Below are 11,458 nucleotides of genomic sequence, written 5' to 3'. Positions count from 1 at the left end.
CCAAAGATAGTAACCCGTAAGATAGACAGAACAGCACAACAATGGTTTAATCTCTGCGCTCCATTAACTTTCCGTTAAATTCATTAGCATGGAGGCTGACCCCAGGAGGTTTTTTGAAACACCGGTTGAATACCTGAAAGGCGTAGGTCCGCAACGAGCAGCCCTGCTGAATAAAGAACTCTCCATCTTTACATTTGCCGATCTCCTTCAGCATTACCCGTTTCGCTATGAGGACCGCACCCGGTTTTACAAAGTTGCAGAACTTACTGAAGAGATGCCCGCAGTACAATTGGTTGTTAAAATAACCGGCAAGGAAATAGCTGGAGGCGGAGGCAAACGCAGGTTGGTGGCCTATGCCGAAGACGAAACCGGAAAGATGGAGCTGGTGTGGTTTCAGGGAATACGGTGGGTTCAGGAGAAAATTAAAGCGGGTGTTAAATACGTGGTATTTGGTTCGCCCGTGCGGTACGGAAAAAAATTCAGTATCGCCCATCCTGAATTTGAGCCTCAAACAGAAGCCAACACAAAAACCGGGTACCTCCAACCCGTCTACCCGCTTACCGATAAGCTGCGGTTAAAATATCTCGACAGTAAAGCCATTTCGAAACTGCAACGTGAACTTCTTATCCTGGCTAAAGATAAAATACGTGAAACGCTTCCGGATAAACTCCTGCAACAGCATAACCTGATGGATAAGCGCACTGCGTTAATCAACATCCATTTTCCGCAAAATCATAATCTCCTCGCCCAGGCCAGTCACCGCCTCAAGTTTGAAGAGTTGTTTTACATTCAATTGAGATTGTTAATGCTCAGGTTGGTCAGGCAGGAGAAATCGCGGGGCTATGTGTTTAATGATGCTGCCCTGGTAACCCTTTTTTATAACGAGTACCTGCCGTTTCCGTTAACCAATGCCCAAAAAAAAGTAATCCGCGAAATCTATACCGATATGAAATCCGGCAAGCAGATGAACCGGTTATTGCAAGGCGATGTAGGCAGCGGTAAAACCATCGTTGCGTTTGTGTGCATGCTCATTGCCATTGGTGGCGGTGCGCAATGTGCGTTGATGGCTCCAACTGAAATTCTTGCTCAGCAACACTTCAGTAATCTGAAACGCTATGCTGACCGGATGGGAATCAGCATTGCGCTTCTTACCGGTTCAATAAAGAAATCCGATCGCACATCTATCCATGCCGGCCTGGAAAGCGGATCATTGAAAATACTGATTGGCACTCATGCGCTTATTGAAGATGAAGTGAGGTTTAATAAACTTGGCCTGGCCGTTGTGGATGAACAGCATCGGTTTGGTGTTGCCCAGCGATCAAAACTCTGGGAAAAAAATGCGGACATCCTTCCGCATGTACTCGTGATGACAGCCACGCCTATTCCGCGAACGCTGGCTATGACGTTGTATGGCGATTTGGATGTATCGGTAATAGATGAATTGCCTGCCGGCAGAAAGCCCGTCAAAACAATTCATCGGTTTGATTCGCACCGGCTGCAGGTAAACGGATTTTTGAAAGAACAAATGGATAAGGGCAGGCAGGTATATATTGTTTATCCGCTGATAGATGAATCGGAAAAACTTGACTTAAAGCACCTGATGGACGGCTATGAAAGCGTATGCCGCGCGTTTCCGGATGTTGCCGTAAGTATTGTGCATGGCAAAATGAAGCCGGAAGCCAAAGAGTATGAAATGAGGCGGTTTGTAAAAGGCGAAACGAAGATAATGGTTGCCACTACGGTAATAGAAGTGGGTGTGGATGTACCCAATGCTTCGGTTATGGTGATTGAAAATGCCGAACGGTTTGGGCTATCGCAGTTACATCAACTACGCGGGCGGGTGGGCAGGGGAGCTGAGCAATCCTACTGCCTGCTGATGACTGACTTTAAACTTACAGCTGAATCGAAAAAGCGCATTGACACCATGGTGCGTACCAACAACGGCTTTGAAATTGCCGAGGTTGATTTGCAGTTACGCGGACCAGGCGACTTGATGGGCACGCAGCAAAGCGGCATTCTTGATTTACTGATAGCTGATTTAAGCAAAGACGGCAACCTGTTACAAACCGCACGGGAGACAGCCCTTGCTGTTTTAAAGCATGATCCTGAATTGACAAAGCCCGAAAACCGACTGATTCGGAATCAGGTCGCTTTGTTTCAGCATGCCTCTACCAACTGGAGCCGAATCAGCTAATCCGGGATTTTTTAACTTTGGTTTTCTGTATGGTAACGAAGCGGTGGCTTTTTTTGGCGGGTATTCTTTTTTCGGCCATCTCGCTGGCTCAAACCGGCAGCTATTTTCTTTCGCATTTTTCTCCCGAACAAGACAGAAGCAATACAGTTTGCTATGACATCGTGCAGGACAAGCGTGGCCTGTTTTATTTTGCCACGCAGCGCGGTGTGCTCCGCTTTGATGGCCGGAGTTGGGATCAGATTCGCACCAATGGGGCCGCTTATTCACTCGCTCTGGTTAACGATGACTTGCTGTACGTTGCGGGTTCGAAAGGATTTGGCCGGATAAACCTTAACGACCCGGGCCTGGAAACCTATCAGCCGGTTTATGAAGATCCCCAGGCGGCTTTCTCCTTTCAGGTCAACACAGCAGATGAGACCTTGTATTTTTTGAATGACCGTAATATTTTTCGATACCAGAATGACTCTGTAAACCTGGTTGCCTCAACCAACACAGGGTGGATTGCCCTCAATGAAGTGTTCGGCCAGGTATTGGTAAGTTCAGATGCCGAAATAACCGGTACGTTGGCAGATAACCGGGTAGAACCACGAACTATTTTTGAAACCGATAGCATTACCTTGATTTTTGCCAAACGCTTTGGCGATACGTATTTGCTTGGTACATCCGATAGCCGCATTTACCTGTATGGTAAAAATCTTAAACCGCGTGAGATTGTTTTGGCCGATGCCGCATACGCATCGGCCAGTGTAATTGTAAATGCAACCTGGGTTACTGCTGATCTGGTTGCATTGGGAACGCTGCGTGGCGGAGTGCTGTTCATCAATCCAAAAACAGGTGCAACCGAGCAAATTATTAATTACTCAACGGGTTTACCCGATAATGAAATTTATGCCATTGCCTGCGACAAAAACCAAAATATATGGGTAGCGCATGCCTATGGCTTTACGCGCATCGCACCGTTTCTTCCCTTCCGGTCATTCCGGTATTACCAGGGTTTACAGGGTAATTTGTTGTGCGCCAAACGTGTTAACGGAAAAGTATATGTGGGCACGTCACTCGGGCTGTACAGCCTTGAGCGGGAAGATTTTTATGAGGAACTGATTTACTACGTAGATGTTCCGGTTAAGCAGACGGGCAAATCGGAGGCGATAAAAAAAACTCCTGGTCCGGTTGAAGTAAAGCAGCAGCCGAAAGAAAAGGGTGGATTATTCGGGTTTCTGCGAAAGAAAAAAACACAAACTGAAACCGTACAGCAACCAGTCGATCAGCAAAGGCCGGCTGCCTCACAAAAGGTTCGCTATAAAAGGGAAAAGCGCGTAAAGCGCATTTTGCGCGCTTCGCATTATCAGTATAAACGCGTTGAAGGAATTGACTCTAAAGTTACCGGCCTTGCAGTGTGGAAGGGAAGGCTTATTGCTTCGGGGCTTAGCGGGGCTTTTGAAATTAATGATAAAACCGTCCGGCCGATAATTGAAGACCCGGTTCGATTTCTTTTTGCATCCGATAACCTTGCTTCGCTGATTGTTTCTACTTACGATGACAAACTGCACTGCATTGGCCTTGATAAGAACACATGGAAAGAAGATAGTCTAATCAGCACTATTGATAATCCGGTAAGCTACGTTTTTGAAGAACCCGGAGCGGCCCTTTGGTTCTGCGGTATCGACCGGATTTATCGCGTTTCACTTTCGGGTAAGGCCCCACTCCTGGCATTGGATTTCGAGTTGACGGCATATGATTGGGTGCTTGGTAATGTTAATCAGGGACAGGTTATGTTTGCCACATCTGCAGGCTTTTACAGCTTTGATGAACCAGGCCGACAACTGGTTCACATCGACACGCTGGAGCGTCCGCTGGTAAGTTTTGCAGCCGGCAGCAAGCTTTGGTTCCGCGATGAGCACAACTGGTACGTGCTGGGCAGTGCCGATCAGCAAAAAATAAGGCTGCTTAACCTGCTTCAGGATATCCGGTACATGACTACCGATGCCAACGGTGAAAACCTCTGGCTGATTACCGGCAATAACGAATTGGTGCACTTCAACACAGCCCGCATCCTGCCGGTTGAAACGACTTATCCGTTGCTGCTGAAGTGGATCGAACAAAACAACACTTCGTTTACCCGTGCCAGTTTTCTAAGGCTTGATCAGGATAATAATTCCGTTCGGGTGGAGGTGGTTAAACCCGATTACATTGGCGGACATGCTGTGGAATACCGCTACCAGATGAATGGCCTGAACGATGACTGGTCGGGCTGGTCGGTTTCAAACAACCGGATTGATTTTCCATACCTTCCTCCGGGCGATTATTCATTAGCCGTTCAATCGAAAGACATATTTGGAAGGATTGCCGACATGGAGCCGGTGCGCATCCGCGTATTGCCGCCTTACTGGAAGCGCCCCTGGTTTTACGCGTTGGAGTTTGCCGTGTTTACGCTGCTGGTGTTTGCGTCCTTCCGGCTCAGTAACCGGTATCGTTTTGTGAGCCGTGTGCTTTCGCTGCTTTCCATAATTATTCTCATCGAGTTTATTCAAACCATTGCCGGTTCAACCTTTGCTACCGGTGGCGGGCCGGTTGTTGAATTTGTTGTTCAGGTAGGCATTGCCTTTGTTATCCTTCCGGTCGAAGGCTTTCTCCGGAGGTTTATGCTGCGATCCATTGAAAAGAGAATAGCTGAATAACATATCAGAGAATGGAGTTTTTGTATAATTTCCGGCATGAAGACTTCACCAGACCCGGCAACGCTGCCTCCATTTTACCAGGGCTATGTAGCCAATGTCAGCAACCTGGATGTGATGGACGCCCTGCGTACTACGATTGCTGCCACCGATAAACTCATCCGCTCGATACCCGAAGCAAAAGGCGATTACCGGTATGCACCGGATAAGTGGACTATTAAAGAATTGCTTTGCCATATGCTTGATGCCGAACGGATTTTTGCCTACCGCGCGCTTCGCTTTGCGCGCAACGACCAGACTGAGTTGCCAGGGTTTGATGAAGCGCAGTATGCCCCGCATGCCAATGCCCACAGCCGCACACTGAACCAAATGGCCGATGAGTTTAAAAGATTGCGCGTTTCAACAATTGACTTATTCGAAAGTTTTACGCCCGAAATGCTTAGACGCTCCGGCAAAGCCAACAACAACCTGATATCCGTTATCAACCTGGGTTACGTAATTGCCGGGCACGAAGTGCACCACCGGAACATTCTTATTGAGCGTTATTTGAAATGAGAAGACTGATTATCACTTCAGTAATGGCCTGGGTAGCAATAGGGTGTTCGTCTGTTTCAAAAAATCAACTCACCAGAAAATTCAGGTCAACGGAGCAAAAGTTTCAGCATCATGCCGGGTTTGTTTTGTATGACCCCGCGAAGAAGAAAACCTTGTTTTCTTATAACGGTGAGCGTTACTTTACTCCCGCCTCCAATACCAAAATTTTTACCTTTTATGCTACACTCTCAATATTGGGTGATTCGGTGCCGGGTTTGCGGTACATCCAGCGAGGCGATTCATTAATAATAGCAGGCACAGGCGATCCTTCCTTTCTCTATCCCTATACGTTCTCGAATTCCGTTGCCTACGATTTTCTGAAAAACACACCGCACGACATTTACTATTCGGAGAGCCTCTTCAACACCTCACCACTTGGCCCCGGCTGGGCCTGGAGCGATTATTTGTACAGTTATTCGGTGGAGCGATCGGCCTTTCCGGTGTACGGCAATTTTTTTGTAGTGAGTCGCGATGCCGGCAAAAAACTTTCTGTATCACCGGCCTACTTTAAAAAATACTTCTGGCTGGCCGACAGCACGCAACGATCAGAAATTTCGCGTGAGATCGGCTCGAACCGGATAGACTACTTTCCGGGCAGGAATCATCGCGCTACCGAAAAGTGGGAAGTTCCCTTTAAATCCAGCGCAGTATTGGTAACCGATTTATTGAGCGATACGCTGAAACGGCAGGTTCGGATCCTTTCCCGGCCGTATGCGGGCGAAATGAAAACATTGTTTTCGGTGCCCACGGATAGTTTGCTGAAAACGATGATGCAGCAGAGCGATAACTTCATCGCTGAACAACTGCTGCTGATGTGCTCGCAGCTTCTTAGCGATACGCTCCAACCGGAGATAACCATTCGTTACATGAAACAGAATCGGCTGACAGACCTGCCCGACAAACCGGTATGGGTTGATGGTTCGGGCTTATCGCGGTATAACCTGTTTACCCCGCGAAGCATTGTAACGCTGTGGGAAAAGATTTATGCGGAAGCAGAACACGACCGACTTTTTAGGTTGCTGGCCGCTGGCGGCCGAACCGGAACGCTGCGAAACTGGTACAAGGCCGATGTACCCTACATTTACGGGAAAACCGGCACACTGAGCAATAACCATTCGCTAAGTGGTTATCTTATCACAAAAAAGGGTCGTACGCTTATTTTCAGTTTTATGAATAATAACTTTACGGCACCTGTTGCTGAGTTGCGCAGGGAAATGGAAAGCATATTAAAACGCATTCGCGATAATTACTGATGAAAAACCGGTTGATCATTCTGCTCATAGTCGTGAGTACAACTGCCTACACGCAAGACAGTCTCGATATAAAAATCGGGCAGATGATTTTAACCGGTTTTCCGAAAGCCGAGGTAGATCCGCAACTGCTTGAATCTGTCCGGCAAGGAAAGGTTGGCTCAGTAATCATTTTTGAAAAAAACATTCCGGTAAAAAATTCTTATCTGAATCTGAAGAAAATCACATGGACCTATCAGCAGGCCGCACCCATACCGTTATTCATTGCCATCGATCAGGAGGGCGGGCGCGTTAACCGGCTTAAAGAGAAGTACGGATTTCCACGCTCGGTATCAGCAGCAACGCTGGGCAAATCAAAACTCGATTCGGTAAAGTTTTATAGTGAGATTACTGCCGCCACGCTGGCCGGCCTGGGCATAAACATGAATTTTGCACCGGTGGTGGATTTGGCCTCAAACCCTGATAACCCCATCATTGCCAAAGTAGAGCGTGCGTTTTCAAAAAATGCCGACTCGGTTGCGCTATATGCCGAAGCATTCATCAGTGAACACCGGAAGCTGGGGGTGTTCACTGCGCTCAAGCACTTTCCGGGACACGGCAGTTCAAAAACCGATACCCATTTGGACATGACTGACATTACCAACACGTGGATGGAACAGGAACTCACTCCGTATATCAAACTGATTCAGAACGGAATGGTTGATGCCGTGATGACCGCCCACATTGTTAACGGACGGTTGGATCAGGATAAACTCCCGGCCACGTTGTCGCCCAAAATTATTAACGGGTTGCTTCGCAGAGGGCTGCGGTATGATGGGGTTGTGTTTTCAGACGACATGCAGATGCACGCCATTTCCAAACATTATACATTTGAGGAATCCATTAAACTGGCCATACTGGCCGGGGTTGATATTCTTTGTTTTACCAACAACATCCATGGAAGCCGGGAGCACACGGTTGACAAAGTGCATGCAATAATTCGTAATTTCGTTCTGGATGGAACCATACCCGTTTCGCGGATTGATGAATCGTTCAGGAGGATAGTAACACTTAAGCGAAAGCTGGGTGGAGAAGCTGAGCGTTATTATGGTGATGAACTGGCGCAGTTGCAGGCACAACTTGCTGAAAAGGACAGCCTGTTGCTATTTAACCAGGAAAGATTGAGACAAGCTGAAGAGGCTTTAATTGAGGTGGCCGGGAAGCAGGAGAGCAAAAAGAAACGGAAAAAGTGAAGGGCGAACCAGCAAAAGTTCAGTTACGGAGGGCACGTGCTACTGCACTTGCTTTTGGGTTGGCAACGGTATTTTCTCTTTTGATGCTCGTATATGCTATTATCAAAAAAAATGAGGCTGATGCAATGCGTGTTCGGGTTAATCAATTAGAAATGCAACTTGAGGTATTGAAAAAAGAGGCAGCCCTGCAGCAAGGTATTGCCGAGGCCGAACGCCAGCGGGTTGAAGAAAATTACCGGAAGGCTGTTGAAAGGCTTGAAGCAGCCGAAGCCAAAAAATTAAAATAGTCAACGCTATGAAAGATAAAATCAGGGCTATTGTTATGTTTTTGATTGCAGGGCTGTGCATTTATTATGGCTACTCGCAAAGGCACGAGGCCGAAGTGCAGCGGGCAAAAGTGGAAGACCTGTACCGCCAAATTAAAACACTGCAACAGGAAGCCGAAGCCGCCCGCATGGAGGCAGCCAAACTGAGGGCAGCGCTTGAAAAGGAAAAGGCAACTGCACAACAGGCTATTGAGGAAGTTCAAAAGAAATCAACAAAGAAATAATACTTCTATGAATTCAAAATTCGTTACCACCATATTGGCAGGCGTTACCATCCTTTCACTTGCTTTCGGTATATACAGTTACAGCAAGGCCAGCAAACTTGAACGTGAAACCGCGGAATGGAAAGCAAAATACGAAGAAGCCATTGTGGATGCTGAGGAAGCCGGTGAGCGCATCGAAAAAATGAAGGAGGCCTTAGAGAGGGCACTACAGGAAGCGAATCGACAACGCGATGTAGCCATAAAAGCGCTGGAAGAAGCGCAGAAAAAGAAATCGGGGAGATAGCCATGAGTTCTTATCAGGTTATTGAACCTGCATCCGGGCGTGTGCCCATCCTGCTTAGCGTACCGCACTGCGGAACGGCATTTCCGGATGAATTAAAGAATGAATTCAACCCAAAACTTGCTTTCGCCCCTGACGATACCGACTGGTTTGTTCACCGCTTGTATAATTTTGCCCCGGCCATGGGCATTACGCTTATCCATGCTGTGTATAGCCGCTGGGTTATTGATTTAAACCGCAACCCGAACGACAAACCACTTTACTCCGATGGGAGAATCATTACCACGCTGTGCCCCACCACAACTTTTTTCGGTGAGCCAATTTACAGGGATGACCGAAAAGTTGTAGAGGATAAGGAGATAAGGAGGCGGATAGAGGCGTATTATCGCCCATATCACAATAAACTTCAGGAATTACTCAATAACCTGAAACAAGAATTCGGAAACGTGCTGCTGTGGGATTGCCACTCCATTCGTCAGCATGTGCCCACCATTCACAAAGAAAAATTTCCCGATTTGATTCTGGGTGATGCCGATGGCACTTCCGCCTCACCCGGGCTGATTGAAACAGCCATTAAAAACCTGGAGGGCAACGGCTACTCTGTTAGTCATAATTACCCGTTTAAAGGTGGTTACATTACACGGTTTTTCGGTAAGCCTGCCGATGACCAGCATGCCCTGCAACTGGAGATGAGTAAGGTAAATTACATGGATGATACCGAGAAGCATTACGATGAATCGAGGGCAAACCGGATCAAGAGGATACTATTGAAAACATTGGCTGCATTAGCTGAGCAGTTGAGCAGGTAAGATGAGCAAGGATTATCAGAAGTGGCAATGGCCGCGGGAAAAGGTGCCCGATGGGTTGCTGGCAAATGCACGGCAGTTGCGAAGAGAGTCTACTGAAGCAGAGAAAATCCTTTGGAATTTTTTAAGAAGCAGGAATTTAAATGGGTTTAAGTTCCGGAGGCAACAGCCTATTCAGAAGTACATTCTTGATTTTTACTGCGAAGCAGGCAGACTTGGTGTAGAGGTTGATGGGCCTGTTCATCGCAAGATGAAACAGGTAAAGTATGATGAAGAACGCACCGCCTATTTGAATAATTTTGGAATTGAGGTAATACGGTTTTCGAATGAGGAAGTAATTAGTCAAACAGAGAAGGTTTTGGAAAAGATTGCAGAGAAGTTGAAAGAGCGGGTAGGGCCCTCACCCCGCCCTTCGGGCACCCCTCTCCCAAGGGAGAGGGGTGGGGGTGAGGGTAAATTCTTCCGCTTCAACGCCCTCCTCCAATCCTCCGGCTGGATTAGTCCCGCTTATGTGGGTGTGGATCAGTCCGGCTGTGTTTTTTACCTGTCATCCGAACCACCGCAAACTCCGGTAGCCATTGAAGCGGTTAATGGTTTGGCCCTACCCGGATTTCAGAATGCTCATTCGCACGCCTTTCAATATGCTATGGCCGGCCTTGCCGAGAACCATCCCACAGGAACGGATGACGACTTCTGGACCTGGCGCGAAGAAATGTACAAATGTGCGCTGCTGGTCAATCCGGAACAGGCCCAGGCTATTGCCGCCATGCTTTATGCTGAAATGGTAAGGCAGGGGTACACGCATGTAGCCGAGTTTCATTATCTCCATCATGATAAAAGCGGAAAACCGTATGCGAACCTGGCCGAGATGGGCGAACGGATGGTAGAAGCCGCTTTAGCAGCCGGAATCAAAATAACGCTCATTCCGGTTTTTTATCAGAAGGGCGGGTTCGGACTGGAGCCACAGCCACGGCAGAGGCGGTTTATCTCGAAAACAATTGATGATTATTTTCATTTGTTGGATGACAGTGCTGCTGCGATAAAAGATTTTCAGCATGCTTCACTGGGCTTTAGTGTACACTCGTTACGGGCAGTTGATCTGAATGATATTATCAAAACCCATCAGCAAGGACCATCAACCATTCCGTTTCACCTGCATGTCGCTGAACAAAAAAAGGAAGTTGAAGATTGCCTCGCCTTCTGCAACAAGCGCCCCATGCAATGGGTGCTCGATAACCTGCCGGTAAATGAGCGGTTCAACCTCGTGCACTCCACGCATTTGAATGATGATGAATTAAAACGATTAGCAGCGTCAAAAGCCAATGTAGTGTTGTGCCCGTCAACCGAAGGTAACCTGGGCGATGGCATTTTCAGGATGAAGGAGTATGTAAACCTGGGCGGGCATTGGTGCATCGGCACCGACAGCCACATCGGGTTAAACCCGTTTGAAGAATTCCGGATGATTGACTACCGCCAGCGCCTGGTTACCAACAAGCGCAATACGGTAAGCGGTAACGCGGCTCATTATTTTATTTCAGAGTCGGTCATGCGGGGCCGGCTGGCTATGGGCTGCAACACATCCGGGCATTTTGAAGTTGGCCAGCCGCTTGATGCGCTGGTTATCAATGCCGGCAGCCATCTCTTTGCCGACACTTCAAAGGACAATCTTTTACCGTCAATTCTGTACACGTCCGATTCAAGCCGCAACCTGGGTACTATCATTAACGGAAAATGGGTGGTAAAGAATCAGCATCATCAAAACGGGCATGTCATCAAAACGGCTTTTTCCAACGCCATGAAGGAGTTAAAAAACCGCTGATCATCTTTTGATAGCAAGGGTAAAAGATAATTGGCGAACCGGAAAAAAATTCCGTACT

The 11,458-nt window shown here is 47.6% G+C and carries 10 protein-coding genes and 1 pseudogene; all 11 read left to right on the top strand.

The window, feature by feature from the left end; genetic code table 11:
- Window positions 1-88 precede the first annotated feature (88 nt).
- The 11 genes and pseudogenes from recG (at window position 89) to hutF (ending at window position 11,400) form a co-directional block, all read left to right on the top strand.
- The gene (recG, locus tag HRU69_03900; protein QOI96683.1) at window positions 89-2,194 is read left to right on the top strand and encodes an ATP-dependent DNA helicase RecG; all 2,106 of its coding nucleotides are present in this window, start codon (window positions 89-91) and stop codon (window positions 2,192-2,194) included.
- Between the two features lie 29 nt (window positions 2,195-2,223).
- Window positions 2,224-4,872, top strand: a complete 2,649-nt coding sequence (locus tag HRU69_03895) for a hypothetical protein (GenBank protein QOI96682.1) — start codon at window positions 2,224-2,226, stop codon at window positions 4,870-4,872.
- Window positions 4,873-4,908: 36 nt separating this feature from the next.
- Window positions 4,909-5,424, top strand: a complete 516-nt coding sequence (locus HRU69_03890) for a DinB family protein (GenBank protein ID QOI96681.1) — start codon at window positions 4,909-4,911, stop codon at window positions 5,422-5,424.
- Window positions 5,421-6,716, top strand: coding sequence for a D-alanyl-D-alanine carboxypeptidase (locus HRU69_03885; protein ID QOI96680.1), 1,296 nt, complete (start codon window positions 5,421-5,423; stop codon window positions 6,714-6,716). The genes HRU69_03890 and HRU69_03885 overlap by 4 nt, the downstream gene beginning before the upstream one ends.
- The gene (locus HRU69_03880; GenBank protein QOI96679.1) at window positions 6,716-7,945 is read left to right on the top strand and encodes a glycoside hydrolase family 3 protein; all 1,230 of its coding nucleotides are present in this window, start codon (window positions 6,716-6,718) and stop codon (window positions 7,943-7,945) included. The genes HRU69_03885 and HRU69_03880 overlap by 1 nt, the downstream gene beginning before the upstream one ends.
- Entirely contained in the window at window positions 7,942-8,232 is a 291-nt protein-coding gene (locus HRU69_03875) for a hypothetical protein (GenBank protein ID QOI96678.1), read from the top strand. Before HRU69_03880 ends, HRU69_03875 begins: the two co-directional genes overlap by 4 nt.
- Window positions 8,233-8,240: 8 nt before the next feature.
- Window positions 8,241-8,495 carry a hypothetical protein gene (locus HRU69_03870; GenBank protein ID QOI96677.1) on the top strand — a complete coding sequence of 85 codons (255 nt, stop codon included), beginning with the start codon at window positions 8,241-8,243 and terminating at the stop codon, window positions 8,493-8,495.
- Between the two features lie 7 nt (window positions 8,496-8,502).
- The gene (locus HRU69_03865; GenBank protein QOI96676.1) at window positions 8,503-8,778 is read left to right on the top strand and encodes a hypothetical protein; all 276 of its coding nucleotides are present in this window, start codon (window positions 8,503-8,505) and stop codon (window positions 8,776-8,778) included.
- A 2-nt stretch (window positions 8,779-8,780) separates the two neighbouring features.
- Window positions 8,781-9,584, top strand: coding sequence for an N-formylglutamate amidohydrolase (locus HRU69_03860; protein ID QOI96675.1), 804 nt, complete (start codon window positions 8,781-8,783; stop codon window positions 9,582-9,584).
- 1 nt (window position 9,585) lies between these two features.
- Window positions 9,586-9,996 (top strand): annotated as a pseudogene (locus HRU69_03855) (endonuclease domain-containing protein).
- Window positions 9,961-11,400 carry a formimidoylglutamate deiminase gene (hutF, locus tag HRU69_03850; GenBank protein QOI98816.1) on the top strand — a complete coding sequence of 480 codons (1,440 nt, stop codon included), beginning with the start codon at window positions 9,961-9,963 and terminating at the stop codon, window positions 11,398-11,400. Before HRU69_03855 ends, hutF begins: the two are co-directional and overlap by 36 nt.
- Window positions 11,401-11,458: the final 58 nt, after the last annotated feature.

The organism is Flammeovirgaceae bacterium (assembly GCA_015180985.1).
Taxonomy (GTDB): domain Bacteria; phylum Bacteroidota; class Bacteroidia; order Cytophagales; family Cyclobacteriaceae; genus UBA2336.
The sequence above is the reverse complement of the archived record's forward strand: the minus strand, read 5'-3'. Positions and strand labels throughout refer to the sequence as shown.

What these genes read in the sequence shown, in the direction of transcription:
- HRU69_03870 (QOI96677.1), top strand. Translation starts at nt 8,241, where the DNA reads ATGAAAGATAAAATCAGGGCTATTGTTATGTTTTTGATTGCAGGGCTG.
- HRU69_03865 (QOI96676.1), top strand. Translation starts at nt 8,503, where the DNA reads ATGAATTCAAAATTCGTTACCACCATATTGGCAGGCGTTACCATCCTT.
- HRU69_03895 (QOI96682.1), top strand. Translation starts at nt 2,224, where the DNA reads ATGGTAACGAAGCGGTGGCTTTTTTTGGCGGGTATTCTTTTTTCGGCC.
- HRU69_03880 (QOI96679.1), top strand. Translation starts at nt 6,716, where the DNA reads ATGAAAAACCGGTTGATCATTCTGCTCATAGTCGTGAGTACAACTGCC.
- HRU69_03860 (QOI96675.1), top strand. Translation starts at nt 8,781, where the DNA reads ATGAGTTCTTATCAGGTTATTGAACCTGCATCCGGGCGTGTGCCCATC.
- recG (QOI96683.1), top strand. Translation starts at nt 89, where the DNA reads ATGGAGGCTGACCCCAGGAGGTTTTTTGAAACACCGGTTGAATACCTG.
- HRU69_03885 (QOI96680.1), top strand. Translation starts at nt 5,421, where the DNA reads ATGAGAAGACTGATTATCACTTCAGTAATGGCCTGGGTAGCAATAGGG.
- HRU69_03890 (QOI96681.1), top strand. Translation starts at nt 4,909, where the DNA reads ATGAAGACTTCACCAGACCCGGCAACGCTGCCTCCATTTTACCAGGGC.